The following is a 26,524-nucleotide window of genomic DNA, read 5'->3' on the forward strand; positions in this document are numbered from 1 at the left end:
GCGGCCGACCGGGAGCCGGACGATGCGCTGTTCTGTGTCGTCGACCTGCACGCGCTGACCGTCGAGCACGAGCCGGCGCGCGTGCGCAGGCTCAGTCGGCAGGCCGCGACGCTGCTGATCGCGGCAGGGCTGGAGCCCCGGCGGTGCACCCTGTTCGTGCAGAGCCATGTCGACGAGCACACCCGGCTGGCCTATCTGCTGGAGTGCACGGCGACCGACGGGGAGCTGCGGCGGATGATCCAGTACCGAGAGAAGGCGGCGAGGGCGCAGGCCTCCGGCGACGGCGTACGGCTGTCCCTGCTCACCTATCCGGTGCTGATGGCCGCGGACATCCTGGCCTACGGGGCCGGAGAGGTCCCCGTCGGGGAGGACCAGCGCCAGCACGTCGAGCTGACCCGGGATCTGGCGGCGCGTTTCAACCAGCGCTACGGGCACACCTTCATCGTGCCGAAGGCCACCCATCCGGCGGTGGCCGCACGGGTCATGGACCTGCAGGATCCGGCGTCGAAGATGGGCAAGTCCCACGCGAACGGATCGGGGATCGTCTATCTGCTCGACGAGCCCGGGGTGGTGCGCAAGAAGGTGATGCGGGCTGTGACCGACAGCGGGGACGGTGCGGTGGTGTACGACCGGCAGGCGCGGCCGGGCGTGGCGAACCTGCTGGACATCCTGGCGGCGTGCACCGGCGGCGATCCGGCCGCGCTCGCCGACGGGTACGGCGGGTACGGGGCACTGAAGCGGGACGTGGCCGACGCCGTGATCGAGCTGCTGCGGCCGTTGCGGGAGCGGCACGCGGAGCTGGCGGCCGATCCGGCGCAGGTGGACGAAGTGCTGCGGGAGGGCGCGGGGCGGGCCAGGGAGCTGGCGCGGCCCGTGGTGGACCGGGCGTACGAGGCGATCGGGCTGCTGCGGCCGTAGGCCGGGCAGCGGGTGTGGGGTGCGGGGCCCCCGCGACGCGGAGGCCCCGCAGTGCCCGAGGTTCAGCTGTTGCCGGAGGCGAGCTCGCGGCTGCGGTCGCGGGCGGCTTCGAGTGCGGCGATCAGGGCGGCGCGTACGCCGTGCCGCTCCAGCTCGACGATCGCGTTGATGGTCGTGCCGGCCGGGGAGGTGACGGCCTCGCGGAGCTTGACGGGGTGTTCGCCGCTGTCGCGGAGCATCACGGCGGCGCCGATGGCGGCCTGGACGATGAGGTCGTGGGCCTGGGCGCGCGGGAGGCCGAGGAGGATACCGGCGTCGGTCATGGCCTCGACGAGGAAGTAGAAGTACGCGGGTCCGGAGCCGGAGAGGGCGGTGGCCGCGTCCTGCTGGGATTCCGGGACGCGCAGGGTCTTGCCGACGCCGCCGAAGATCTCCTCGGTGTGGGCGAGGTGCTCGGCGGTGGCGTGGCTGCCGGCGGAGATGACGGACATGGCTTCGTCGACGAGGGCGGGGGTGTTCGTCATGACGCGCACGACGGGGGTGCCGGGGCTGAGGCGCTCCTCGAAGAAGGAGGTCGGGATGCCGGCGGCGCCGCTGATGACCAGCCGGCCCGCGGGGACGTGCGGGGCGAGCTCGTCGAGGAGCTTGGCCATGTCCTGGGGCTTGACGGTCAGGATGAGGGTGTCGGCGCGCTTGGCGGCCTCGGCGTTGGAGACGGACTCGACGCCGTAGCGGGTGCGGAGTTCCTCGGCCCGGTCGCTGCGGCGTGCGGTGACGAGGAGCTTGGAGGCGGGCCAGCCGCCGCGGATCATTCCGCTGAGCAGAGCCTCGCCGATCTTGCCGGTACCGAGGACTGCGACTGTCTGGGTCATGCCCGATTCACCTCGCCGAACTGTTCTTCCGCCTGGGCTGCGCAGGCGTACGCGTACGTGTCCTCATCCTTGCACCCGGGTGGTGGGTGGGGCCGCGCTGTCCGCAGTGCGGTCAGGGGGTGCGGCGGCGGAGGGTGGCCGCGCCGAGGGCGAGTACGAGGACGGCGCAGGCGGCGACGATCACGACGTCGCGTACGAAGTCGGTGGTCATGTCGGTGTGGGTGAGGACCTGGGTCATGCCGTCGACGGCGTAGGACATGGGCAGGGCGTCGGAGATGCCTTCGAGGACGGGGTGCATGGTGCTGCGGGCGGCGAAGAGTCCGCAGAGGAGCAGCTGGGGGAAGATCACCGCCGGCATGAACTGGACGGCCTGGAATTCGGAGGCCGCGAAGGCGGAGACGAAGAGGCCGAGGGCGGTACCGAGGAGGGCGTCGAGGAGGGCGACGAGCAGCAGCAGCCAGGGGGAGCCGACGACGTCGAGACCGAGGGCCCAGAGGGCAAGGCCGGTGGCGAGGAGGGACTGGACGACGGCGACGGCGCCGAAGGCGAGGGCGTAGCCGGCGATGAGGTCGCCCTTGCCGAGCGGCATGGCGAGGAGGCGTTCGAGGGTTCCGGAGGTGCGTTCGCGCAGGGTGGCGATGGAGGTCACCAGGAACATGGTGATGAGGGGGAAGATCCCGAGGAGTGACGCGCCGATGGTGTCGAAGGTGCGGGGGCTGCCGTCGAAGACGAAGCGCAGCAGGGTGAGCATCAGGACGGGCACCAGGACCATCAGGGCGATGGAGCGCGGGTCGTGGCGGAGCTGGCGCAGGACGCGGGCGGCGGTGGCGGCGGTGCGGGCGGCGTTCATCGGGTCTGCTCCTGGGCGGCGAGGGTGTCGGCCTCGTCGACGAGGCGGAGGAAGCCCTCCTCGACGGTGGCGGAGTGGGTGCGGGTGCGCAGGGCGTCGGGGGTGCCCTGGGCGAGGATGCGGCCTTCGCGCATGAGGAGCAGGTCGTGGCAGCGCTCGGCCTCGTCCATGACGTGGGAGGAGACCAGGAGCGTGGCGCCGCGGGTGGCGGCGAGGTGGTGGAAGAGGTTCCACAGGTCGCGGCGCAGGACGGGGTCGAGTCCGACGGTGGGTTCGTCGAGGACCAGGAGCTCGGGGGTGCCGAGCAGGGCGACGGCGAGGGAGACGCGGCTGCGCTGGCCGCCGGAGAGGTTGCCGGCGAGGGCGCCGGCGCGGGCGGTGAGGTCGACGTCGGTGATGGCGCGGTCCACGGCTTCGGCGCGGCGGGCTGCGGCGGCGCGGCCGGGGTCGAGGATCGCGGCGAAGTAGTCGAGGTTCTGGCGGACGGTGAGGTCGTCGTAGACGGAGGGCGCCTGGGTGACGTAGCCGATGCGGGAGCGCAGGTCGGCGTGGCCGGCGGGGCGGCCGAGGACGTCGAGGGTGCCGGTGACGTGGGCCTGGGTGCCGACGATGGCCCGCAGGAGGGTGGATTTGCCGCAGCCGGAGGGGCCGAGGAGGCCGGTGATGCGGCCTCGGGGGACGTCGAAGGCGATGTCGGAGATGACGGTGCGCGGGGTGCGGCCGGTGCCGCGGCGGACGGTCAGGCCGTGGGCGTGCACAGCGGCCTGGTCACCGCCGGCTTCTTTATTCATCATGTGATGAATAATGCTCCTGGGGGTGGCCGGGCGTCAACAACCAGGAAGAACGAGGATGCGCGGACGTGCGGAGGCCCGGCCGCCGACTACTGCTTCTTGCGCTTGGGGCGGCGGGCGGCCGGGTTGCCCGTACGGGTGCTGCGGCGGCGGGCGTACTCGGCCCGGGCGCGCTCGTACTCGGCACGGTGCAGCTTCTCGCCCGGGGCCTCGGTCAGGCAGCGCAGGGAGTAGGCGATGAGGGAACCGATGAAGCCGATCGTCTTCAGACCCTTGAGGGCGGCCTCGTCGGAGGACGGGGCCGGGCGCCGGCTGAAGGAGTCCCACGTCTTGACGAAGGCGATGGCACTGGCGATCGCGAAGAGGACGACGACGGAGATGCTGAGGAAGGGGCCGACGTCGCCGATCTCCAAGCCTTCGTAGGAGAGGCGCAGCAGCACGGCGGCGGCGGTGGCCGTGACCAGGGAGCCGACGGCGAGGGCGGCGCGGCGCAGGCCGTAGCCGTTCTCGTGGTTCACCCAGGTGGTCCCGAAGAAGCGGAGCGGCTCGGGCTGCGGGCCCGCGGGCGGCACCGGCCCGGTCGCTTCCGAGGCCGCGGCCCGGGCCGGGGCAGCCGCGCCGGCCGGCTCGGCGGGGGTCTGGTCTCGCTGGTCGTCGCTCACAGCGGCGATTATCCCCCGCCGGGCCGCCCGGGCCGGGTGTGTCTCACGTGTCAGACGGGTCAGCCGCAGCGCGTGACCACATAGCCGTCACTGCCGGTCTTTATGTACGCGTCGGAGACGAAGCGGCCGTTCCCGATGCAGTCCCAGATGCTGGACGTGCCGTACGGGCCCGAGACCGTGGTGCCCTCGGTCTGGCAGCGCAGCGTGACGATCGCGCCGACCGGCAGGACGTCGATCACCGAGTAGTTGGTACCGGGCCCGCTACGGACGTTCAGCCGGTAGCCGGGCGCGACCGGATAGGACGGGTAGCCGGAGCCCGAAGCAAGGCTCTGAACTTGGCTCGAATCGTTCTCCACCGACATGCGAAATCTCCCCCCATGGGCGTTGCCGTGCGCAACTCGCGCAGGGTAGCAGGACCTTGGAGATGCGTAGGGGTCATCGACTAGGCTCCGGCGGGGGTGGTGAGCGGTGCATTCGCTGCGCGCGGACTACGCGGGCTTTCCGGAGTACGCCGGGCAGTACCGGCTCGAAGCGGTGCTCGGCTCCGGAGGTATGGGCGTCGTCCACCTCGCCACGTCCGGCTCGGGGCTGAAACTCGCCGTCAAGATCGTGCACGCCGAGCATGCCGTGGACCCGGAGTTCCGGGCCCGCTTCCGGCAGGAGGTCGCGGCCGCCCGGCGCGTGAGCGGGGCGTTCACCGCACCCGTCGTGGACGCCGACCCCGACGCCGAACGGCCCTGGATGGCCACCCTGTTCATCGACGCGCCGACGCTCTCCGAACGCGTCCGCGAGAAGGTGCTCGACCGTACCGAGCTGGCCCGGCTCGCGGCCGGCCTGGCGGAGGCCCTGCGCGACATCCACCGGGCGGGGGTGGTCCACCGCGACCTCAAGCCCAGCAACGTGCTCATGGCGCCCGACGGCGTGCGGGTCATCGACTTCGGGATCTCCCGGCCGGCCGACAGCGACCTGCGGACCGAGACCGGAAAGCTGATCGGCACCCCGCCGTTCATGGCGCCCGAGCAGTTCCAGCGGCCGCGCGAGGTGGGGACGGCCGCGGACGTCTTCGCCCTCGGCGCGGTGCTCGTGCACGCGGCGACGGGCCGCGGCCCCTTCGACTCCGACAGCCACTACCTGGTGGCGTACCAGGTGGTGCACAGCGAGCCCGACCTGAGCGGGCTGCCCCGGCAGCTCGTACCGCTCGTCGAGCGGTGCCTGGCCAAGGACCCGCGGGAGCGGCCCACCGCCGAGGAGCTGATCGCCGAGATGCGGGCGGTCGCGTACCCGACCGCCGAGGACACCCAGGCCTTCATCCCCCGGCCGCGGCAGCCCGACGGGGCCGAGCTGCTCACCCACCGCCGGGAGCGGATCCCCGCCGGGCCCGAACCCCGGGTCCCGGGCCGGCGGCGGGCCCGGATCGCGGTGGCAGCGGGGATCGGGCTGCTGCTGGTGGGCGGCGCCGCCGGCGGGTACCTCCGCCACGGGACAGCCGCCGGATCCTCTCCCGCCCAGATCGCCGCCCAGGCGGATCCGACGCCGGTGAAGAACTTCGCCCCCTGGTCGGTCCCCCTCGGCAAGCCCGGGACGGGCAGCCGGATCGGGGCCTGTTCCTGGCAGGCGGAGGCCCTGTACTGCGCCGGACCGGGCCTCTTGGCGGCCCGGCTGGACCCCGTGGACGGTTCGACGGTGTGGGCCCTGGAGTCACCCGCGGCCGCCCCCGCGAAGGGGACGCCCGCCCCTGCCACGCCCCTGCACGCCGGCGGACGGGTCCTCGTCGTGGCACCCGGCAGCGGGACGCTCCAGGCCCTGGACCCGGCCACGGGCGCCGAACGCTGGCGGCGCGGACTGCCCGCAGGCTCCCAGGCGGTGCCCGCGGGCTCGCAGGTGCTGCTGGTGGGCACCGACGGCAGCGTCACCGCACTGGACGCGGCGTCCGGCACCACCCGCTGGACCCGGCAGATCGGCGGGGTCGGCTCCGTGTGGTGGAGCGGCGGCGGGCCGGAGGGCGGCGCGGCACCGGAGCTGTACGCGGTGACGCCCGACGGCAGCGGATCCACCCAGCTCGCCGCGGTCGACCCGGCGAGCGGGAGCGTGACCCGGCAGTTCCGTACGGCGGGGCGGCTGCGGCCCGTCGGCGCCGCGCACGGCGGCCTGTACCTGATGGACGTCGACGCCTCCTCCCGGACCACCGCCGTCGTGCGCGCCGATCTGACGGCGCGCACCGCGCAGCGGGTACGGCTCACCGCTCCGCTGTTCGACGCGGAGGCGGCGGTGGACCGGGACGGGGTCACGTACCTGTTCGGGACCTCCGGCCCGCTGGTGGCCGTCGGCGCCGACAAGGAGCGGTGGCGGCTGGAGACGGGCGTGACGGTGGCCTCCCGTCCGGTGGTCGCCGACGGGCGGGTCCACCTGACGGCGCCGGACGGGCGGCTGCTGGCCTTCGACGCGGCCGACGGCAGGCCGGCGGGCCAGACCAGGCCGCGGATGGCGGACGGCAAGGACACCTACGCGTCGACCCTGCCGGCGCCGGTGGCCGGCGGCGGGCGGGTGTTCGCGGGCGCGCCCGACGGATCGGTGTTCGCCGTGGACGCGGGCGATCCCGCCCGCTGGTGAACGGCCCGGCGGCGCGGAGCCCGGGCGGCGTCCCGCCCGGAGCTCGGACGCGGGCGCCCCCGCACCGTGCGGTGCGGGGGCGTCGCTGTCGGGGCCGGCCGGGTCAGCCCGTCAGCCCAGCCGGGTCACGTCGCGGACCGCGCCCTTGTCGGCGCTGGTGGCCATCGCGGCGTAGGCGCGCAGGGCCGCGGAGACCTTGCGCTCGCGATTCTTCGGGGCGTAGACGCCGCCGAGAGCCTCGTGGCGGGCCGCCAGCGTGGCATCGTCGACGACGATCTCGATGGACCGGTTCGGGATGTCGATGCGGATCAGGTCGCCGTCCTCGACGACCGCGATGTCGCCGCCGGACGCCGCCTCCGGGGAGGCGTGGCCGATGGACAGACCGGAGGTGCCGCCGGAGAAGCGGCCGTCCGTCACCAGCGCGCAGACCTTGCCGAGGCCGCGGCCCTTGAGGAAGGACGTCGGGTAGAGCATCTCCTGCATGCCGGGGCCGCCGCGCGGGCCCTCGTAGCGGATGACGACGACGTCGCCCGCCTTGATCTCCTTGCGCAGGATCTTGTCGACGGCCTCGTCCTGCGACTCGCAGACGACCGCCGGCCCCTCGAAGGTCCAGATCGACTCGTCGACACCGGCCGTCTTCACGACGCAGCCGTCGGCGGCGATGTTGCCGCGCAGCACCGCGAGGCCGCCGTCCTTGGAGTACGCGTGCTGCACGGAGCGGATGCAGCCGCCCTCGGCGTCGAGGTCGAGGGTGTCCCAGCGCTCGGACTGCGAGAAGGCGGTGGCGGAGCGGACACAGCCGGGGGCCGCGTGCCACAGCTCCATGGCCGTGTCGGTGGCCGTGCCGGAGCGGGCGTCCCACCGGGCCAGCCAGTCCTCCAGGCCCGCGGAGTGGACGGTCGTCACGTCCTTGTTGAGGAGTCCGCCGCGGTGCAGCTCGCCGAGAATGGCGGGGATGCCGCCGGCCCGGTGGACGTCTTCCATGTAGTACGTGCCGCCGGGCGCCACGTTCGGGGCGACCTTGGCCAGGCACGGGACGCGGCGCGAGACGGCGTCGATGTCCTTCAGGTCGTAGTCCAGGCCCGCCTCCTGCGCGGCGGCCAGCAGGTGCAGGATCGTGTTGGTGGAGCCGCCCATCGCGATGTCGAGGGCCATGGCGTTCTCGAAGGCCTCGCGGGTGGCGATGCTGCGGGGGAGGACGGACTCGTCGCCGTCCTGGTAGTAGCGCTTGGTGATCTCCACGACCGTGCGGCCCGCGTCCTCGTACAGGGCGCGGCGGGCGGTGTGCGTGGCGAGGACCGAGCCGTTGCCCGGGAGGGCCAGGCCGATGGCCTCGGCCAGACAGTTCATCGAGTTGGCGGTGAACATGCCGGAACACGAACCGCAGGTGGGGCAGGCGTTCTCCTCGATGCGGAGCACGTCCTCGTCGGAGACGTTCTCGTTGGAGGCGTCCACCATGGCGTCGATGAGGTCCAGCTTGCGGACGGTGCCGTCGACGAGGACGGCCTGGCCGGCCTCCATCGGTCCGCCGGAGACGAACACGGCCGGGATGTTGAGGCGCATGGCGGCCATCAGCATGCCGGGGGTGATCTTGTCGCAGTTGGAGATGCAGATCAGGGCGTCGGCGCAGTGCGCCTCGACCATGTACTCCACGCTGTCCGCGATCAGGTCGCGGGACGGCAGGGAGTAGAGCATGCCGCCGTGGCCCATCGCGATGCCGTCGTCGACGGCGATCGTGTTGAACTCCCGGGGGATCGCACCGGCCGCGCGGATGGCGTCGGAGACGATCCGGCCGACGGGCGCCAGGTGCGTGTGACCGGGAACGAACTCGGTGAAGGAGTTGGCGACCGCGATGATCGGCTTGCCGATGTCCTCGCTCGCTACGCCCGACGCGCGCATCAGGGCGCGGGCGCCCGCCATGTTGCGGCCGTGGGTGACGGTGCGGGACCTCAGCTCGGGCATGCGGTTCACTCCCCATGAGTGCGGCTGTACGGTCAGCCGCGACTGCGGATATGGCTCAGATACGAGGCTACGCCCACCGCCCGCGATCCGGACGCCCCGTCCGCATGACGGGACGGGCGGCTCAGTCCTCGGTCAGGTACCGCTGCAGCGTGGGCGCCACGAGCGCCACGATGTCCTCGGTGTCCGCGGATGCGAGGGGCTCGACCTGCAGCACGTAGCGCAGGATCGCGATGCCGACCATGTGGGAGGCGGCGAGCTCGGCGCGGAAGGTCGGATCGGGCACGTCCAGGTCGGCGGCGACCCGCTCCAGGAGCCTGCGCAGCACCAGCCCGCGCAGCACCTTCGCGGCGGCCTCGTGGGTGAGCGCGGAGCGGATCACGGCCAGCAGCGGCGCCCGGGTGACCGGGTTCTCCCAGACGCCGAGGAAGTAGCGAGCCAGCCGCTCGCCGATGCCCTCCGGCCCTTCCCCGATGACGGCGGGGACCTCCAGGGCCGGCTCGATGCTGATCTCGATGGCCGCGGCGAAGAGGTCGTCCTTGCTGCCGAAGTAGTGGTGCACCAGGGCCGGGTCCACCCCGGCGACCTTCGCGACGCCGCGCACGGACGTCTTGTCGTAGCCGCGCTCCGCGAACACCTCACGGGCAGCGAGCCGGATGCGCTCCTGGGTGCCCGGCCCCTCCTCGGCCTCGTCCTGGCGGGGCCGGCCCGGCCCCCGACGGCGCGGCGTGCTCCCCCCGGTCACGGTCGGCGGGCCCGGTCGTGCCCGGCGGTGGCCAGGTGCAGGCGGGTGAAGGCCAGCGCCTCGGCGAGATCGGCCTCGCGCTCGGCCGAGGACATCGCACGCCGCGTGTTGACCTCGATCACCACATGGCCGTCGAAGGAGCTCCGGGCCAGCCGGTCCAGCAGTTCGGCGCAGGGCTGCGTCCCCCGGCCCGGGACCAGGTGCTCGTCCTTCGCCGAGCCGTTGCCGTCGGCGAGATGCACGTGCGCCAGCCGCTCCCCCATCCGGTCGATCATCGCGGTCGCGTCCGTACGGGCGGTCGCGGTGTGCGACAGGTCGACGGTGAAGTGCCGGTAGTCGTCCTTCGTCACGTCCCACTCGGGCGCATAGGCGAGCATCTCGCGGTCGCGGTACCGCCACGGGTACATGTTCTCCACGGCGAACCGCACGTCGGTCTCCTCCGCCATCCGCCAGATGCCGGAGACGAACTCCCGGGCGTACTGGCGCTGCCAGCGGAACGGCGGGTGCACGACGACGGTGGACGCGCCGAGCCTCTCGGCCGCCGACCGGGCGCGCTGCAGCTTGACCCACGGATCGGTGGACCACACCCGCTGGGTGATCAGCAGGCAGGGGGCGTGGACGGCGAGGACGGGCACCTGGTGCTGGTCCGACAGGCGGCGCAGTGCGTCGATGTCCTGGCTCACCGGATCCGTCCACACCATGACCTCGACGCCGTCGTATCCGAGGCGTGCGGCGATCTCGAAGGCGGTCGCCGTGGACTCCGGATAGACGGAGGCGGTGGACAGGGCGACTTTCGCGGTCGGGATACGGACGGGTTCTGCCACGGGGACAGGGTACGGGGCCCGCGCCCGCGCGGTACGTGACGACCGCCACGCGGGCCCGATCCCACCGGTCACGTGAGGCTGAAGAAGAGCGTGTCCTGGGTGTACCAGTCGAGGTCCTTCGTCGCGCTCTCCCATTCCCCGTGCTCGAACTCCAACTTCTCGATGAGCTCCCGCACGTCGTGGTGGAAGTCCGGGTCCATCCGGTCCAGGACGGCCCGGTAGGCCTCGGCAGCCGCCTTGGTCCTGGCGAGCGGCAGGTGGCCGATGGCCGGGTACCCGTCCATCGACGAGGGGAGGAACGGGAACTCGTCGGGCGGCCCGCCGTAGAGGAACCCGTGGGGCAGCAGGTCGGCGGGTACCCCGAGGCGCCGCATCTCGTCGTCGACCAGCCCGAAGAAGGTGCTGGGCCGGGAGTAGGTGCCCAGGTGGCCCGGGTCCGAGGCGTTGCGGTCGATGACCAGTTGCAGGGCGGTGGTGTACGCGTTGCCCGCACAGTCCGCGTCGGCGTCGCTGTGCCCGGCTATGAGGTGCTCCAGGGCGTCGGGGACGGACAGCCCCCAGTGCACTTCCTGGTGGTCGAGGTCGTCCTGACGGATCCTGGCGTACCGCCGCATGCTCTCCAGGCGGCGCAGCTGATCCGGCGTGAGATCGCCCTTGCTGCCCAGGAAGGCCAGCACGTCGGCCTTGTCAGCCGTCGAGTACGAGATGGTGTGACTCATGCTCACCATCCTGCCGAACGGCACCGACAGGCCCGCCGGCGGACGCGGTGGCGTTCCGCCCGGGCTTCTTCGCCCTCCCCCGGCCACCGGACCGGAGTCCGGTGCCCGGCAGAGGATCACTCCCCGAGGAAGGTCTTCCGCCACTCCAGCGGTGACATGGTCAGGGCGGCCTCGGCGAGGGCTTGGGCCGAAGCCGTCTTGAGGCTGCTCAGCGAGGTATCGATCCAGTCCTGCACCAAGCTGTAGCCCTGGGCCCGGTACTCGACCGCCTGCACCAGACACTCCAGCTTGTCGGCGTCCTTGGCCACGATCGCCTCAGGGCTGTCGCCACTCTCGTACTCGCCCACCACGCGCTGCACGCCGGCCTTCACCGCCGGATGCGCCGCGGCGACCTGGTCGGCGGTGACCGTCTCGTTCGTCGCCGCGTCGATGTAACGGCGGCCGATGTGCGGAATGTCGCCGATCCGGGTCTCCTGCGTGTCGTGGAACAGACACATCAGTGCCACCTTGGCAGGGTCCACGCCCTCCATCATGGCCAGAACGGCGCCGACGATTCCGACACGGAACGAGTGCTCTGCGATCGACTCGGGGTTGTTGTTGCCCGTGAACCACCAGCCGGTCCGCTTGGCGTTCTTGAGCACACCCATCTCGAAGAGGAACCCGGCCGTACCCTGCGCGTTCGCCGTCTCGTCTGCCATGTGGTGACCCTCCGGTTTCAGGTTCGATCACGTAGAACGTAGTTCACCGTGCTCAGTTCGCGGCGGGATCTTTCAGATACACGCCCCCCGTCCAACAGACACTCCGTCCGCTCGGCCAGCTCACGCACCAGTCCGCCCGACGCCTGGGCCAGCCATGGATGGACCGTCAGCAGGGCCCACAGGGTGTGCGCGTACAAGTCCACATAGCCAGCTGCTCCGTGCAGCCCGTAGGTCAGTCCTCGCAGCAGCGTGACCGGATCCCAGCCGGTCAACTGCCGGTCTCGCATGAAGAGGTCGTCGGACTGGGGCAGTCGTGTACCACCCAGCCAGTAGGCCCAGTAGTTCAGGTTGGCCGCCTCTCCCGCGTCATCACCCACGATCGCGCGCTCGATGAAGTCCAACAACGGGACCGGGTCGCCGAGGCGAGCGAGAGCGGTCGCGGTCGACCGCGCCTCTGCCCATTGCGGCGTCCACCCCCGCCGCGCCAGCAGATCCCGCCGGGCATGGAGTGCCTGGGCGGTCCACGCCGCGGCTTCGGGACTCATGTCGTACGAGGTCAGGTAGAGGGCCTGCCGGTGAAGCAGAACGCCTTGGGGATCGGTCCGCTGTGCCGCCTCCGCTGTGGTCCGCAGTTCCCCGAAGAAGGCAGCGCGATCACGCAGCGGAAGGAGCGGAGAGGCCGCTGCCGGTCCTCGCCTGCGCCGAAGGGGGATCTTCGCGAGTGACGGTGGACGAGCCCCCGTGAGAGCCCAGGCGAGCATGTGCGCGGTATCCCTGGTGTGCACCCACTCCGACAGAGGGTGCGGCCCATCGGTGCGGTTGAGGGTGGCACCGATGATCCGGTCCGCGTCCATCGCGGCGTCCAGCATCCCCACGACCGACGTTTCCGCACCCATGGCAGCCAAACGGCGCCGCAGACCGACCAGATCTCCCGCCCGCATGTTCGCGAGTGGTCGTCGGCCCGACTCCCAGCCCTGCACCGTGCACAGGTCGACCCCCAGAGCCTCTGCTGTCGCCGACTGTGTCCGGGGGATCGACTCGCGAGCCGTACGCAGCACGAATCCCGCGATCGTGCCAGTGATTGCTCCTGCGGCCATGTGCACGCTCCCGGCGCGAGCCTTGCAGTAACACGTACCCACAGTCAGTCCTACCGCACTCAGCGCGACCATAGGTTCGTTGCGCGGGATCGCCGAAGCCCGGAACCGGGTGACGCGACGCGGTCACGGCGATCGATGGGCGGGCAACGCACCCGCGGCTGCCGACGAAGGGACGTGAGTATGGTCAACCGAATCATCCACAGCTGCGCTCATGGCGTGCTCGGTCTCGACATCGCCGACGGCGCCTGCTCCGAGCCGACTGCGGTTCCCGAGCCGAGCCAGGAGCTCCTCGACCGCGCGCTGGTCGGATGGGAACGCTTCATCGGCATCGCCGAGGAGCCCCACGATGACTGAGCGCTACACGTACATGCCGCACCCGCTGCTACGACATCGCGTGCGTGATGTGGCCAGTGGCGTCGAAGGCGAGCTGATGGCCGTGATCAACGAGGACGTGTCGACCTCGCTCCACCCCTACTGGGTGGAGCTGGCGTACGTACGAGGCCCGTCCGGCCGCGAATTCTCCACGGCGGTCGACAACATCGAGTCCGCCGAGCTCCCCCCTGGTCACGCCATCTGACCAGCCCCCGAGGTCGGGAGGTGGTCCAGGCGGCGCAGGATCACGCCCTCGCGCAGGGCCCACGGGCAGATCTCCAGCTCGTCCACGCCGAAGAGGTCCATGGCGCCCTCGGCGACCAGCGCACCCGCCAGGAGCTGGTTCGCCCGGCCCTCCGAGACCCCGGGGAGGGCGGAGCGCTGGGTCGTCGTCATCGCGGCCAGGCGCGGGACCCATTCCTCCAGGGCCTTGCGGCTGAGGTCGCGCTGCACGTACAGGCCGTCCGCCGAGCGGGCCGCGCCCGCGATGCGGGCCAGCTGCTTGAACGTCTTCGACGTCGCCACCACGTGGTCGGGGGCGCCGAAGCGGCTGAACTCCCGAACCGTCCGCGCGATCTCCGCCCGTACGTGCCGCCGCAGCGCCCGGATGTCCAGGGCGTCGGGCGGGTCGCCGGGGAGCCAGCCCGCCGTGAGGCGGCCCGCGCCCAGCGGGAGGGAGACGGCGGCGTCCGGGTCCTCGTCGATGCCGTACGCGATCTCCAGGGAGCCGCCGCCGATGTCCAGGACCAGCAGCTTCCCGGCGGACCAGCCGAACCAGCGGCGCGCGGCGAGGAAGGTGAGGCGCGCCTCGTCCTCGCCGCTGAGGACCGGCAGGTCGACGCCGGTCTCGGCCTTGACCCGGGCCAGTACCTCGTCCGCGTTGGTCGCCTCGCGCACCGCGCTCGTGGCGAAGGGGAGGACGTCCTCGCAGCCCTTGTCCTCGGCGGCCTGCACCGCTTCGTTGATGACGGACAGCAGGCGCTCGACTCCCGCCGGGGTGACGGCCCCGGCGTCGTCGAGGAGCTCCGCCAGCCTTATCTCCACCTTGTGCGAGTGCGCCGGCTGCGGGCGCGCGCCGGGGTGCGCGTCCACCACCAGCAGATGGACCGTATTCGAACCCACATCGAGGACACCGAGTCTCATAGGGGGAAACGCTACTGCGAGGAACGCTCGAGGGTCGCGTAAGGGGCGCTTAGGCTTGGGTTTGTGCCAAATACGAAGAAGGCCAACAAGACCCGGTCGGAGAAGGACACGGGCAAGGACGACCAGGGCGCACGCACCCGGGACGCAGAGGCAGCGAACGGCAAACCCCCCAAGCCCCTCAAGCCCGGAAAGGCCAAGGCCGTGGCCGACGAGAAGGGGCTCGACTTCCCTCGGGCCTGGGTGGAGTTTCCCGACCCCGCCGACGACGAGCAGGTCTTCCGCTGTGACCTGACCTGGCTGACCTCCCGGTGGACCTGCATCTTCGGCAGCGGCTGCCAGGGCATCCAGGCGGGCCGGGCCTCGGACGGCTGCTGCACGCTCGGCGCGCACTTCTCCGACGAGGACGACGAGAAGCGCGTCGCGGAGCACGTGGCCCGGCTGACGCCCGAGCTGTGGCAGTTCCACGACGTCGGCAGCGAGAGCGGGTGGACCCAGCACGACGACGACGGGGAGAAGCAGACCCGCCGCTGGGACGGGGCGTGCATCTTCCTGAACCGGCCGGGGTTCCCCGCGGGGGCCGGCTGCTCGCTCCACATCCTCGCGCTGCGGGAGGGCCGTGAGCCGCTGGAGACCAAGCCGGACGTCTGCTGGCAGCTGCCGATCCGCCGGACGTACGACTGGATCGACCGGCCCGACGACACCCGGGTGCTCCAGGTGTCGATCGGCGAGTACGACCGCCGGGGCTGGGGCCCGGGCGGCCACGACCTGCACTGGTGGTGCACGTCGGCGACCTCCGCGCACGGCGCCGGGGACCCCGTCTACGTGTCGTACCGCGCCGAGCTGACGGAGCTGATGGGCCAGGAGGGGTACGAGGCGCTGGTGCAGCTGTGCGAGGCCCGGCTGGCCTCGCTCCTGCCGATGGCTCCGCATCCGGCGGATCCGGCCCCGTAGCCGAAGCCCCGCCCGGTCGGTCGCCGGCCTTCGCAGGGCCGCGTCGACTCCCTGGCGATTGCGCCGGCCTTGCCGACCCCCGGCCGCGTCACCGGCCGTCACCCGGCGTCACCCCGGGTCAGCCGCCCGACGGCTCCGACGGTGGCGGGTCGGGCGCGGGGGAAGCCGTTGCGCCCGCGCCGTCCGTCGGGGTCGGCGCGGGGGTCGGGGACGGCGGAGGGATCGTCGGCTCCGTGGGGGACGGCGTCGGCGCGGGTCCCTGCGTCTGATCCGGTGACGGCGGCGGGCTCGCGGGCTGAGTCGGTTCCGGCTGCGGGACGGGCGTCGACGGGGGCCGGCCGCGGCCCCGGACGGAGATCACCGCGCCGGTCGGGTCGACCCCGACCCGGGCGGTCCAGGCGCCGACCGGCTGCGCCTCGGGGTCGACGGCGATGTGCAGGGTGACGGACTCCCCGGGCGCGAGCGTGCCCGCGGTGCGGCTCGCCCGCAGCCAGGGTGCGTCGGACCAGAGCCGCCAGTTCACCGGGGCGCCGCCCGAGGCGGTGAGGGTGAGCAGGGTGAGGGCGCCCCGCGAGGACGCGGCGACCGAGAGCCTGCCGGGGGCGCCGGCTTGGTCGGGGGTGGCGGGCGGGCCGGTGCTGATCACCTCGACGGAGACGTCGGAGGAGTCGCTGTTGTCGGCGAAGTCGGGGCCACCGGTGGTGACGGCCGCGTTGCCCGCGTTTTCGTAGGCGGTCAGCGGGCGCCCGTCGATCCGGGAGGTCGGGAGCTCGGTCTCGCTGGCGGAGATACGGGGGGAGCCGCTGCCGGCGGGCTCCCCGGTGCCGGGCTCGCCGCGGTACGAGGCCCACAGCGCCAGGACCGGGGCCGCGACGACGGTGGCCACGACGGTGGTGGTCACCGCCCGGGCCCGCATCCGGTCCCGGCGGGCCGCGCGGTCCCTGGGGTCCATCGGGAAGCCGGTGCGGTCGAAGCGGGGGGCGGGGCCGCGCCCCCGGCCGGAGCGGTGCATCGCCGCGTGGACGGCGGTGCGCGGGGCGGGTACGAGCGGCAGCGCGGCGGTGTCCACGCCGCCGGAGCCGGGCCACGGCGCGGCGGCGCCCACGCGTTCGGCGACGCGCCGGCACCTCGGGCAGTCGTCGACGTGCCGGACGAGCTCGGTGCGCAGGGTGCTGGACAGCAGGACGTCGCCGCTGTTGCCGTCCGCGTCGCCGCCGGTGAGCTGGACGACACCGGGACAGCCGCCGGTCTCGACGACGGCGAGGGCGGCTCGGGTGCGCTCCACCTCGCAGGCGGCACCGGTCAGGAGCTCCCGGGCGGCGGCGGGGGGCGTGCCGAGGACCGCGGCGAGTTCGGGGACGGCGAGGCGGTGGCGGACGGCGAGTTCGAGTGCCTCGCGCTGGGCGGGGGTGGTCCCTGCGGCCTCCGGCCAGGCAAGACGTGCCAGCTCGGTACGGCGGTAGGCGCTCACGTCAAGCTGCCGGCGGGGCTCCGCGGCCGGGCCGTCGAAGGCTGCGCCCCCCGGCGCATGGTCGCGCCCGGCGTGCTCCGGCGCACGCTTGGCGGAATGCGCTCCCTGCCGAACGCGCCGCTGCTCCGCCAGCCGGCGCAGGCAGCCCCAGCGGGCGAGCGCGTAGAGCCAAGCCCGCCGGTCGCCCTCGTCGGGGCAGCGTCCGGGATACCGCTCGGCCACGGCGAGGACGTCTGCGAGCACGTCGGTCGCGGTGTCGTGGTCGCACAGGACCGACAGGCAATAGGTGAACAGGCCGTCGAGGTACGGCTCGTACCGGAAGGGGCGCGGCCGTTCCTCCTCGTGAGGCGTGCGCCCGTGCGCCCGGTGTGCGCCGGTGCGCGGCGAAGGGTGTGCCTGGTTGCTGCTGTTCACCTGGCGACCGTAGGCGGCGCGCCGGGGGCGCCTGGGAAGCCTTCCCCGGTTTTAGCCCTTAAGGGTGAACAGATCGGCGGTGCACTGACGACGGCTCTGACGACGGCTCTGACGACCGCCCCGCGGGTGCCCGGACCGGCACCGCGGACCGGGCTGTCGGTGCGGGCGGCTACCGTGAGCGCATGGCTGCCCGCACCTCTCGCTCATCCGCCAAGGACCGACCGTCCTACCGCTGCACCGAGTGCGGCTGGACGACGGCCAAGTGGCTCGGCCGGTGTCCCGAGTGCCAGGCCTGGGGCACCGTCGAGGAGATGGGGGCACCCGCCGTACGGACCACCGCGGCCGGCCGGGTGTCGACCGCCGCCCTGCCGATCGCCCAGGTCGACGGGCGGACGGCGACCGCCCGCAGCACCGGTGTGGACGAGCTGGACCGCGTCCTGGGCGGCGGGCTCGTGCCCGGCGCCGTCGTCCTGCTGGCCGGCGAGCCCGGCGTGGGCAAGTCCACGCTGCTGCTGGACGTCGCGGCGAAGGCCTCCAGCGACACGCACCGCACGCTGTACGTGACGGGTGAGGAATCGGCGAGCCAGGTCCGGTTGCGGGCGGACCGCATCAACGCGCTGAGCGACCACCTGTACCTCGCGGCCGAGACCGACCTGTCCGCGGTGCTCGGGCACCTCGACGCCGTGCAGCCCTCCCTGCTCGTCCTGGACTCCGTACAGACCGTCGCCTCCCCCGAGATCGACGGCGCGCCCGGCGGCATGGCCCAGGTGCGGGAGGTGGCGGGCGCGCTGATCCGGGCCTCCAAGGAGCGGGGCATGGCCACCCTGCTCGTCGGCCACGTCACCAAGGACGGGGCCATCGCCGGTCCCCGGCTCCTGGAACACCTCGTCGACGTGGTGCTGAGTTTCGAGGGAGACCGGCACGCGCGGCTACGGCTCGTGCGCGGCGTGAAGAACCGGTACGGCGCCACCGACGAGGTCGGCTGCTTCGAACTGCACGACGAGGGCATCACCGGGCTGGCCGACCCGAGCGGGCTGTTCCTGACCCGGCGTGCCGAGGCCGTCCCGGGAACGTGCCTGACCGTCACCCTGGAAGGGAAGCGGCCACTGGTCGCCGAGGTGCAGGCGCTGACCGTCGACTCGCAGATCCCCTCCCCCCGGCGGACCACCTCGGGCCTGGAGACCTCGCGCGTCTCGATGATGCTGGCGGTGCTGGAGCAGCGCGGCAGGATCACCGCGCTCGGCAAACGCGACATCTACAGCGCCACCGTGGGCGGGGTGAAGCTCACCGAACCGGCCGCGGACCTGGCGATCGCGCTCGCGCTGGCGTCCGCCGCCAGCGACGTCCCGCTCCCGAAGAACCTGGTGGCCATCGGCGAGGTCGGCCTGGCCGGCGAGGTGCGGCGGGTGACCGGCGTACAGCGGCGGCTGGCGGAAGCGCACCGGCTGGGCTTCACCCACGCGCTGGTGCCGACCGACCCGGGCAAGGTGCCACCGGGGATGAAGGTCACCGAAGTGGCCGACATGGGCGACGCGCTGCGGGTGCTGCCGCGCGGGCGCTCCCGTACGGCGGCCAGGGAGAGCAAGGAGAGCAGCGAGCGGGCGGGGGCCGGGGCCGCGAGGTAGGCCGTGCCCGAGGAACCCTGCCCGAGGGGCCGGACCACCGGCCGGGCTCACAGCCCGCCTTGCTCACAGCCCGCCGTACTCCCGGCCGAGCATGATCGAACCGGCCGGACCGCCAAGATCGGCCCGTCCGACCGGCCGGTCGCCACGCTGGTCAGGGGGGCCGCGCGGCCCCCCACCGGGCCCCACCTGGCCAAGCCCCGGTGGGGCCGCAGCACGCGCCGGTAGACTTTGGGCTGGTCCGCCCGGCCGTGCGCACGTCCTCGTGCCCCCGTGCCGAGCGGCGCAACCCGCGACCGGAGGAGTGCAGTGGCAGCCAAGGACGGGGCATCAGCTCCCGGGAAGTCCGGCGCGAGCTCCAGGCACGACGCCCTCATGCGCGCCTCGCTGAGCGCGGTCGCACCTGGTCAGCCGCTGCGCGACGGCCTTGAGCGGATCGTGCGGGGCAACACCGGCGGCCTCATCGTCCTGGGCATGGACAAGGCCGTCGAGGCGATGTGCACGGGCGGCTTCGTGCTGGACGTGGAGTTCACCGCGACCAGACTGCGCGAGCTGTGCAAGCTCGACGGCGCGCTCATCCTCGACAAGGACCTCACCAAGATCCTGCGCGCCGGTGTGCAGCTCGTGCCGGACGCCTCGATCCCCACGGAGGAGACGGGCACGCGCCACCGCACGGCCGACCGCGTGTCGAAGCAGTGCGGCTTCCCGGTGGTGTCGGTGTCGCAGTCGATGCGGCTGATCGCACTGTACGTGGACGGGGAGCGGCGGGTCCTGGAGGAGTCCGGAGCGATCCTCTCCCGGGCGAATCAGGCGCTGGCCACGCTGGAGCGGTACAAGCTGCGCCTGGACGAGGTCGCGGGCACGCTGTCGGCGCTGGAGATCGAGGACCTGGTCACGGTGCGTGACGTGACGGCGGTCGCGCAGCGGCTGGAAATGGTCCGCCGGATCGCGACGGAAATCGCCGAGTACGTGGTCGAACTGGGCACGGACGGGCGTCTGCTGTCCCTCCAGTTGGACGAGCTGACGGTGGGGATCGAGCAGGAGCGCGAGCTGGTCATCCGCGACTACGTGCCGGAGCCGACGGCGAAGCGTTCCCGCACGGTGGACGAGGCGCTGGCGGAGCTGGACGCGCTGACCCACCCGGAGCTGCTGGAACTGCCCATCGTGGCGCGGGCACTGGGGTACACGGGCTCGCCCGAGACGCTGGACTCGGCGGTGTCGCCCCGCGGTTACCGGCTGCTGGCGAAGGTGCCGAGGCTGCCGGGCGCGATCATCGAGCGGTTGGTGGAGCACTTCGGCGGTCTGCAGAAGCTGCTCGCGGCGAGCGTCGACGACCTGCAGGCGGTGGACGGGGTGGGCGAGGCCCGCGCACGGAGCGTCCGCGAGGGCCTGTCCCGCCTGGCCGAATCGTCCATCCTGGAGCGCTACGTCTAGGCCGCGCCCTGGCGCGGGTGACCGCGACGGCCTGCCGGGCCGCGGCGTCCGGTGCGGCGCGGGGCCGAGCGGAGGGCCACGGCCGGTACGGGAAGAACGCCGCTGGTCGGCGCCGGTCAGTCCTGCTTGAGGACGAACGAGGTGCGGGCCACCGGCATACCGGGGGACTTGACCTCGACCACGTAGGTGTCCGGGGGCGCGGAACCCGCCGGGGGCGACTGGCACTGGCCGGCCGCGCTGAACCTGCGGTCCCAGTCCAGCGAATGCTTCGTCTCGCCCTGTGCGGGAAGCCGGAAGAAGACGTTGCCGGCACCCGTCGGGCAGTCCGCCGAGGACCACACCGCCTTGTTGCCACTGGCCTGAAGGATGGTCAGGACGGCCTGCTTCGGACCGAGATCGACCTTGCAGGTGGTTCCGGAGATGTTGCGGGCGACCAGTTCGAGGCGGGGCTTCTCGTTCGCCTCGTACTCGTTCTTCGCGCTCCTGACCTCCCACTGGAGCGCGGACGTCGCGCACGTGGGGAGCGGGGAGTCCGCGGGGACCGCCGCCGGGCCGCCCGCGCCGCCGCCGGAGGAGCCCGAACCCCCGCCCGTGGCGCTGCCGCTGCCCGGCTCGCCGTTCTTGCCCGCGCCGCCGCCCGGGCCGCCCTCGGAGCCGGTGGTCCCACCGCCGCCCGACTCGGGCCGTCCGCCCGGGGCCGCGCTGATGGCGGGGCCGGTGCCGGCCGGGCCCGGGGTGATGGAGGTGACGGGATCGGGGCGCCCCTCGCCCTTTCCGTTCGTACTCGTCTTCCCCCCGCCGGAACTGACGGTCCATACGGCGAGGAGCGCGAGGAGCGCGACGACGGACGCCAGCACAGCCCTCCGTCGCCAGTAGATGGAGGAGGGGAGCGGCCCGACCGGATTGCGCAGAGATCCCACGAACGGAACCTTACAAAGGTTCGCGGCCCGATCAGTGCCCCACATGCCGCGCAGCGGACTTGATTTGCCGATGATCATCCTGCGGGCCCAACCGGAACGGGCGGGAACCGGCCAAAGGGCTTACATGGAGATGAGTCCGGTTTCGGTACGTTCGGTACCCATGGACACCTCCGGCCTCTACCGCACCGTCACCGGCTTCGCCCACTCCGCGCCCCTGTGGGTGCAGCGGGCCTTCGAACTCTGGACGGGGTACGGCCTCTGGCTCTTCGGGGCGCTCCTCGCCGCCCTCTGGTGGCGGGCGCGCGGCCGGGGCGACGCCCGGGCGGTGGCACTGGCCCTCCTCGCACCGACGGCCACCGTCGTCGCCTACGCCGCCTCGGAGGCCGTGAAGGCCACCGTGGACGAGGAGCGTCCGTGCCGCGCGGTCGCCGGCGCGGCGGCCTCACTGGTCGGGTGCCCGCCGCCGGGCGACGGGTCCTTCCCCAGCAACCACGCGGCCATCGCGGGCGCCGCGGCCGTGGCCCTGGTCATGGCCGCGCGCCGGCTCGCGCCGCTGGTGGTGCCGCTCGCCCTGCTGATGGCCTTCTCCCGGGTCTTCGTCGGTGTCCACTACCCGCACGACGTGGCCCTGGGCCTGCTGCTGGGCGGTTCGGTCGCCGCCCTCGTCGTCCTGGCGCTGACCGGTCCGGCGGCCGCGGGCGTCCGCGCGGTGCGGGCGGGCGGGATGCGGGCCGGTGTCCTGCTGACCGGGCCGGGACCGAGCGGTGAGTCCTCCCCCGGGGTCCGAAACGTGCCAGGATGCCGTCTGCCATGACTGCATCCCCTCCTTCCTCCCCCGACGTGTCGCCGGACCTGTCCCCCGAGGACTCCCGCGACGTGCCCGCCGGCACCTCCCACCCGCTGCACTCCCCCGTCATCTCGTGGTTCGAGGAGCACGCCCGCGACCTGCCCTGGCGCCGCCCCGAGGCCGGCCCCTGGGGCGTCATGGTCAGCGAGTTCATGCTCCAGCAGACCCCGGTCAGCCGGGTGCTGCCGGTCTACGAGCAGTGGCTCGCCCGCTGGCCCCGCCCCGCCGACCTGGCCGCAGAGGCCCCCGGTGAGGCCGTACGGGCCTGGGGACGGCTCGGCTACCCGCGCCGGGCCCTGCGGCTGCACGGCGCGGCCGCCGCGATAACGGAGCGGCACGGGGGCGACGTACCGCGGGAGCACGCACAGCTCCTCGCACTGCCCGGGGTGGGCGAGTACACCGCGGCGGCGGTGGCCTCCTTCGCGTACGGGCAGCGGCACGCCGTCCTCGACACCAACGTCCGGCGGGTCTTCGCGCGCGCCGCCACCGGGGTCGAGTACCCGCCGAACGCGACCACGGCCGCCGAGCGGCGCCTGGCCCGCGAACTGCTGCCTCAGGACGAGACCACCGCGGCCCGCTGGGCGGCGGCCTCGATGGAGCTCGGCGCGCTCGTGTGCACCGCGAAGAGTCCGGACTGCACGCGCTGCCCGGTAGCCGGACAGTGCGCGTGGCGTCTGGCCGGGAAGCCGGCGCACGACGGGCCGCCGCGGCGCGGGCAGACGTACGCCGGGACCGACCGGCAGGTGCGCGGCAAACTCCTGGCGGTCCTGCGGGAGGCGGTGGGCCCCGTTCCGCAGGCCGTGCTCGACACTGTCTGGAACGAGCCGGTGCAGCGGGCCCGCGCGCTCGACGGGCTGGTGTCCGACGGGCTGGTGGAGCCGCTCGGCGGCGGCCTGTACCGGCTGCCGCAGACGCGCCCGCAGCCCTGACCGCAGAGGTGCCCGCAGAGGTGGCGGACGGCGCTCGGGACGGTTCGCGAACGGACCGTGCACCGGTCCGCCACCCCCCGTAGCCGCGCTCGAAGCTGAGTCGGTAATTCCGCTTGTTGCCGGGAAACCCCAGCTCACAGGCACTGTTACACAACCTATGGGTGTCCGTGTTCCCACCGCAGGCTGGCTCGCACAGGCCCGTGACAACCCCTCCGTACCGTCGTCCCCGTAAGACAGCGGTGGTGTGGTGGGACGGAACGGGAGGCGGTCCGAGATGGCGCAGGCGCAGGGCGAGGTGCTCGGGTTCGAGGAGTACGTACGCACGCGGCAGGACGCGCTGCTGCGCAGTGCCCGGCGGCTGGTTCCGGACCCCACCGACGCCCAGGACCTCCTCCAGACGGCCCTCGTGCGCACCTACGGCCGCTGGGACGGCATCGCCGACAAGTCTCTGGCCGACGCCTACCTCCGCCGGGTCATGATCAACACTCGTACCGAGTGGTGGCGCGCCCGCAAGCTCGAAGAGGTCCCCACCGAGCAGCTCCCCGACGCGTCCGTCGAGGACGGTTCCGACCAGCGCGCCGACCGCGCCCTGCTGATGGACATCCTGAAGGTGCTCGCGCCCAAGCAGCGCAGTGTGGTCGTCCTGCGACACTGGGAGCAGATGAGCACCGAGGAGACGGCCGCGGCGCTCGGAATGTCGGCGGGAACCGTGAAGAGCACTCTGCACCGCGCCCTGGCCCGGCTCCGGCAGGAGCTGGAGAGCCGGGACCTGGACATGCGTGCGCTGGAGCGCGGTGACCACACCATGAGGTACGAGGGGCGTGAGCGGTGCGCGGCCTGAACGGCCAAGATCTGAAGGGCAGAAGCTCTCCCCCCGTGTTCGGGGGAAGGGGAAATCTGGTGCTGATGTCGGCGGGGACCATCATCCTCGTCGGCACAGCCGTGTTCGCGGTCGGCTGCGCCACCGGCGGCACCGGTCTGCGTGACGGCGGCCCCGCCCGCACCGACACCATCTCCAGGACCGCGCCGTCCGGCCCCTCCTCGGGCACCTCTCCGGCCTCCGCGTCCGGCACCCCCTTCAAGAAGGTGGATCCGGTCGCGCTGCTCATGGCGGACCCCAAGGTCAGCTCCGAGGTCAAGCGGGACCTCAAGCCCTGCACGGGCAAGGAGTACCCGGTGGACGTCAGCTACGGGAAGGTCACCGGCGGTCCCGTCGCGGACATCGTCGTGAACGTGCTGTCCTGCGCCGACGCCCTGGGCCGCGGCTCCTACGTGTACCGGGCGGACGGCGGCACGTACGAGAATGTGTTCGCGGACGAACAGCCCCCCGTCTACGCGGAGATCGACCGGGGCGATCTGGTGGTCACGAAGCAGGTCTACGGGAAGAGCGACGCGCTCGCCTATCCGTCCGGCGAGGACGTGGTCACGTACCGCTGGAACGGAGAGGAGTTCACCGAGCAGGACCGGGTGCACTCGGAGTACAGCAACGTGGTCGACGGCGGAGCCCAGCCCGCCCCGGCCACGAGTCAGAAGAACTGAGCACTGAGCAAGAAGAACGAGGCGAGGCTTGCGCATGGCCGAGACCCATGTCCTGTTCGTGGAGGACGACGACGTCATCCGTGAGGCCACGACCCTGGCGCTGGAGCGCGACGGGTTCACGGTCACGGCCATGCCCGACGGCCTGTCGGGCCTGGAGTCGTTCCGCGCTCGCCGGCCCGACATCGCCCTGCTGGACGTGATGGTCCCCGGCATGGACGGCGTGAGCCTGTGCCGCCGCATCCGTGACGAGTCCACCGTCCCGGTCATCATGCTGTCGGCGCGCGCCGACAGCATCGACGTCGTGCTGGGCCTGGAGGCGGGCGCCGACGACTACGTCACCAAGCCCTTCGACGGTTCGGTGCTCGTCGCCCGCATCCGCGCCGTGCTGCGCCGCTTCGACCATTCGGGAGGCCCGCACAACGGCGCCGGCGGCGGCTCCGACCACGACCCGGACGCGGAGCGCGGGGTGCTCTCCTTCGGCGACCTGGAAGTGGACACCGAGGGCATGGAGGTGCGCAGGTCGGGCGCCCCCGTGGCGCTGACGCCGACGGAGATGCGGCTGCTGCTGGAGTTCTCCTCGGCGCCCGGCACCGTCCTGTCGCGGGACCGGCTCCTGGAGCGGGTCTGGGACTACGACTGGGGCGGCGACACACGCGTCGTGGACGTCCACGTCCAGCGCCTGCGCACCAAGATCGGACAGGACCGGATCGAAACGGTCCGGGGCTTCGGATACAAGCTGAAAGCATGAGACGGTTCACCCTCCGTACGGGGATCCGCTGGAAGATCACGCTCGCCATCGCCGCCGTGGGCGCCCTCGTCACGATCGCACTGAGTCTGGTGGTGCACAGCGCGGCCCGTGTCTCGATGCTGGAGAGCGCGCGCGATGTCCAGTTGGAGCGCGTGCAGTTCATCTCCCGCAACGCCGAAGCCGGGCGCAAGCCCCCCATGGGGGCCAAGCTCAATGACCCCGAACTGCCCGCCGAGCTGCGGCAGAAGGCGCAGTCGGGGCGGCGCGGGACCTATATCCAGGAGCATCCGCACGGGCTGCCCGAGGTGTGGGCCGCCGTACCGCTCGGGAACGGGATGGTGCTGTCGCTGCACACGCCCTTCCGGGAGAGCACGAACCTGCTCAACGACCTGGACCGGGCCCTGGTCATCGGTGGTCTGTCGGCCGTGGTCGCCGGTTCGGCGCTCGGCGTGCTGATCGGCGGCCAGATCTCGCGCCGGCTGCGCAAGGCCGCGGCGGCCTCCCAGCGGGTGGCGCACGGCGATCCCGACGTACGGGTGCGGGACGCGGTCGGCGGCGTCGTCCGCGACGAGACGGACGACCTCGCGCGGGCCGTGGACGCCATGGCGGACGCGCTCCAGCAGCGGCTGGAGGCCGAGCGGCGGGTGACCGCGGACATCGCGCACGAGCTGCGGACACCGGTGACGGGCCTGCTCACCGCCGCCGAACTGCTGCCCCCGGGGCGGCCGACGGAGCTGGTCCGGGACCGTGCCCAGGCGCTGCGCGCGCTGGTCGAGGACGTGCTGGAGGTGGCTCGGCTGGACAGCGCCTCGGAGCGGGCGGAGCTCCAGGAGGTGGCACTGGGCGAGTTCGTGAGCCGGCGCGTGAAGGCGCTGATGCCGGAGGCGACCGTACGGATCGTCGCGGACGAGGTCGTCAGCACCGACCCTCGGCGGCTGGAGCGGATCCTGGGCAACCTGCTCGCCAACGCCGCCCGGTACGGAAGGCAGCCGATCCAGGTCGACGTCGAAGGGCGGGTGGTACGGGTCCGCGACCACGGGCCGGGCTTCCCCGAGGCGCTGCTGCGCGAGGGGCCGAGCCGGTTCCGCACCGGGTCGACGGACCGCGCGGGTGTCGGGCACGGGCTGGGCCTGACCATCGCGGAGGGCCAGGCACGGGTGCTGGGCGCCCGGTTGACGTTCCGCAACGTGGCGGCTCCGGGCGTCCTGGACCGCTCGGTGACGGCGCCGGGCACGCCCGACGGCGGGGCGGCCGGAGCCGTCGCGGTGCTGTGGCTGCCGGAGCACGCGCCGACGGCGACGGGCAGCTTCCCGGTCCTGAAGCTGCCGCCGGGCTGAGGGAGGGGCACCGGGCCGTACCCGCCCGAGGTGCGTGTCCTAGGCTTCCCTG

General features: G+C 72.8%; 27 protein-coding genes (1 of these 27 only partly in view). 13 read left to right on the forward strand and 14 right to left on the reverse strand.

Going from position 1 to position 26,524, the window contains the following annotated elements; all coding sequences use genetic code 11:
- Positions 1–918, forward strand: partial view of a tryptophan--tRNA ligase gene (gene trpS / locus AW27_RS14250; protein ID WP_037921274.1) — the 3' portion only. 81 nt of this gene lie to the left of the window's left edge; 918 of the gene's 999 nt are visible here — the last part of the coding sequence; its start codon lies beyond the left edge, outside the window; the stop codon is at positions 916–918.
- Positions 919–980: 62 nt separating this feature from the next.
- Here trpS and proC read toward each other — a convergent pair whose 3' ends face one another.
- The 5 genes from proC to AW27_RS14275 all read right to left on the reverse strand — a co-directional run bounded on the left by proC (position 981) and on the right by AW27_RS14275 (position 4,455).
- On the reverse strand, positions 981–1,790 hold the full coding sequence (gene proC, locus AW27_RS14255) for a pyrroline-5-carboxylate reductase (RefSeq protein WP_037921272.1): 810 nt from the start codon (positions 1,788–1,790) through the stop codon (positions 981–983).
- Positions 1,791–1,902: 112 nt separating this feature from the next.
- Positions 1,903–2,640, reverse strand: coding sequence for an ABC transporter permease (locus tag AW27_RS14260; RefSeq protein ID WP_037921271.1), 738 nt, complete (start codon positions 2,638–2,640; stop codon positions 1,903–1,905).
- Positions 2,637–3,434: an ABC transporter ATP-binding protein gene (locus AW27_RS14265; RefSeq protein ID WP_037921270.1), complete on the reverse strand. Its 798-nt coding sequence runs from the start codon at positions 3,432–3,434 to the stop codon at positions 2,637–2,639. The genes AW27_RS14260 and AW27_RS14265 overlap by 4 nt, the downstream gene beginning before the upstream one ends.
- An 86-nt stretch (positions 3,435–3,520) precedes the next feature.
- Complete coding sequence (locus AW27_RS14270) at positions 3,521–4,093, reverse strand: membrane protein (RefSeq protein WP_037921269.1); 573 nt, start codon at positions 4,091–4,093, stop codon at positions 3,521–3,523.
- A 59-nt stretch (positions 4,094–4,152) separates the two neighbouring features.
- Positions 4,153–4,455, reverse strand: a complete 303-nt coding sequence (locus tag AW27_RS14275) for an SH3 domain-containing protein (protein WP_037921267.1) — start codon at positions 4,453–4,455, stop codon at positions 4,153–4,155.
- A gap of 106 nt (positions 4,456–4,561) precedes the next feature.
- On the opposite strand from AW27_RS14275, the gene AW27_RS14280 reads away from it, so the two are divergent.
- Complete coding sequence (locus AW27_RS14280) at positions 4,562–6,703, forward strand: serine/threonine-protein kinase (protein ID WP_037921265.1); 2,142 nt, start codon at positions 4,562–4,564, stop codon at positions 6,701–6,703.
- A 111-nt stretch (positions 6,704–6,814) separates the two neighbouring features.
- Here AW27_RS14280 and ilvD read toward each other — a convergent pair whose 3' ends face one another.
- The 6 genes from ilvD to AW27_RS14310 form a co-directional block, all read right to left on the reverse strand.
- Positions 6,815–8,665: a dihydroxy-acid dehydratase gene (ilvD, locus tag AW27_RS14285; protein WP_037921263.1), complete on the reverse strand. Its 1,851-nt coding sequence runs from the start codon at positions 8,663–8,665 to the stop codon at positions 6,815–6,817.
- 121 nt (positions 8,666–8,786) lie between these two features.
- The gene (locus AW27_RS14290) at positions 8,787–9,407 is read right to left on the reverse strand and encodes a TetR/AcrR family transcriptional regulator (RefSeq protein ID WP_037921260.1); all 621 of its coding nucleotides are present in this window, start codon (positions 9,405–9,407) and stop codon (positions 8,787–8,789) included.
- Positions 9,404–10,231, reverse strand: coding sequence for a sugar phosphate isomerase/epimerase family protein (locus tag AW27_RS14295; RefSeq protein ID WP_037921258.1), 828 nt, complete (start codon positions 10,229–10,231; stop codon positions 9,404–9,406). The genes AW27_RS14290 and AW27_RS14295 overlap by 4 nt, the downstream gene beginning before the upstream one ends.
- Positions 10,232–10,299: 68 nt before the next feature.
- Positions 10,300–10,950, reverse strand: a complete 651-nt coding sequence (locus tag AW27_RS14300; RefSeq protein WP_037921256.1) for a DUF7691 family protein — start codon at positions 10,948–10,950, stop codon at positions 10,300–10,302.
- Positions 10,951–11,066: 116 nt separating this feature from the next.
- Positions 11,067–11,648 carry an HD domain-containing protein gene (locus AW27_RS14305; RefSeq protein ID WP_037921254.1) on the reverse strand — a complete coding sequence of 194 codons (582 nt, stop codon included), beginning with the start codon at positions 11,646–11,648 and terminating at the stop codon, positions 11,067–11,069.
- Positions 11,649–11,665: 17 nt separating this feature from the next.
- Positions 11,666–12,745, reverse strand: coding sequence for a helix-turn-helix domain-containing protein (locus tag AW27_RS14310; RefSeq protein WP_037921253.1), 1,080 nt, complete (start codon positions 12,743–12,745; stop codon positions 11,666–11,668).
- Between the two features lie 180 nt (positions 12,746–12,925).
- Between AW27_RS14310 and AW27_RS14315 the strand changes: the two genes are divergently transcribed.
- Positions 12,926–13,099, forward strand: coding sequence for a hypothetical protein (locus tag AW27_RS14315; RefSeq protein ID WP_157840233.1), 174 nt, complete (start codon positions 12,926–12,928; stop codon positions 13,097–13,099).
- Positions 13,092–13,322, forward strand: a complete 231-nt coding sequence (locus AW27_RS14320) for a hypothetical protein (protein ID WP_037921251.1) — start codon at positions 13,092–13,094, stop codon at positions 13,320–13,322. The genes AW27_RS14315 and AW27_RS14320 overlap by 8 nt, the downstream gene beginning before the upstream one ends.
- Here the strand turns inward: AW27_RS14320 and AW27_RS14325 are convergent.
- Positions 13,310–14,260 (reverse strand): Ppx/GppA family phosphatase, encoded by a 951-nt coding sequence (locus AW27_RS14325; RefSeq protein ID WP_037921249.1) that lies wholly within the window; start codon positions 14,258–14,260, stop codon positions 13,310–13,312. The two genes, AW27_RS14320 and AW27_RS14325, sit on opposite strands and share 13 nt — an antisense overlap.
- A 63-nt stretch (positions 14,261–14,323) precedes the next feature.
- Between AW27_RS14325 and AW27_RS14330 the strand changes: the two genes are divergently transcribed.
- Positions 14,324–15,211, forward strand: coding sequence for a DUF3109 family protein (locus tag AW27_RS14330; protein WP_037921247.1), 888 nt, complete (start codon positions 14,324–14,326; stop codon positions 15,209–15,211).
- A gap of 118 nt (positions 15,212–15,329) precedes the next feature.
- On the opposite strand, the gene AW27_RS14335 is transcribed toward AW27_RS14330, so the two are convergent.
- Positions 15,330–17,096, reverse strand: coding sequence for a BACON domain-containing protein (locus tag AW27_RS14335; protein WP_037921246.1), 1,767 nt, complete (start codon positions 17,094–17,096; stop codon positions 15,330–15,332).
- 182 nt (positions 17,097–17,278) lie between these two features.
- Between AW27_RS14335 and radA the strand changes: the two genes are divergently transcribed.
- Together radA and disA are read left to right on the forward strand one after the other, a co-directional pair.
- A complete protein-coding gene (gene radA, locus AW27_RS14340; protein ID WP_037921243.1) occupies positions 17,279–18,721 on the forward strand; it encodes a DNA repair protein RadA in 1,443 nt (480 codons plus the stop codon).
- Positions 18,722–19,027: 306 nt separating this feature from the next.
- The gene (gene disA / locus AW27_RS14345) at positions 19,028–20,152 is read left to right on the forward strand and encodes a DNA integrity scanning diadenylate cyclase DisA (RefSeq protein WP_037921241.1); all 1,125 of its coding nucleotides are present in this window, start codon (positions 19,028–19,030) and stop codon (positions 20,150–20,152) included.
- Between the two features lie 116 nt (positions 20,153–20,268).
- Here disA and AW27_RS14350 read toward each other — a convergent pair whose 3' ends face one another.
- Entirely contained in the window at positions 20,269–21,072 is an 804-nt protein-coding gene (locus AW27_RS14350; RefSeq protein ID WP_037921239.1) for a hypothetical protein, read from the reverse strand.
- Positions 21,073–21,232: 160 nt separating this feature from the next.
- Between AW27_RS14350 and AW27_RS14355 the strand changes: the two genes are divergently transcribed.
- From AW27_RS14355 to cseC, 6 genes are all read left to right on the forward strand, one after another.
- Complete coding sequence (locus AW27_RS14355) at positions 21,233–21,886, forward strand: phosphatase PAP2 family protein (protein WP_106967579.1); 654 nt, start codon at positions 21,233–21,235, stop codon at positions 21,884–21,886.
- Entirely contained in the window at positions 21,883–22,848 is a 966-nt protein-coding gene (locus AW27_RS14360; protein ID WP_037921238.1) for an HhH-GPD family protein, read from the forward strand. Before AW27_RS14355 ends, AW27_RS14360 begins: the two co-directional genes overlap by 4 nt.
- Positions 22,849–23,122: 274 nt before the next feature.
- Positions 23,123–23,689, forward strand: a complete 567-nt coding sequence (locus tag AW27_RS14365; protein ID WP_037921236.1) for a SigE family RNA polymerase sigma factor — start codon at positions 23,123–23,125, stop codon at positions 23,687–23,689.
- A 65-nt stretch (positions 23,690–23,754) separates the two neighbouring features.
- Entirely contained in the window at positions 23,755–24,387 is a 633-nt protein-coding gene (locus tag AW27_RS14370) for a hypothetical protein (RefSeq protein ID WP_037921601.1), read from the forward strand.
- Between the two features lie 34 nt (positions 24,388–24,421).
- On the forward strand, positions 24,422–25,135 hold the full coding sequence (gene cseB, locus AW27_RS14375) for a two-component system response regulator CseB (protein WP_037921234.1): 714 nt from the start codon (positions 24,422–24,424) through the stop codon (positions 25,133–25,135).
- Positions 25,132–26,472 carry a two-component system sensor histidine kinase CseC gene (gene cseC / locus AW27_RS14380; RefSeq protein WP_037921232.1) on the forward strand — a complete coding sequence of 447 codons (1,341 nt, stop codon included), beginning with the start codon at positions 25,132–25,134 and terminating at the stop codon, positions 26,470–26,472. The genes cseB and cseC overlap by 4 nt, the downstream gene beginning before the upstream one ends.
- The last annotated feature ends 52 nt before the right edge of the window (positions 26,473–26,524 follow it).

Origin of the sequence: Streptomyces sp. PCS3-D2 (genome assembly GCF_000612545.2) — a bacterium.
Taxonomy (GTDB): Bacteria; Actinomycetota; Actinomycetes; order Streptomycetales; family Streptomycetaceae; genus Streptomyces.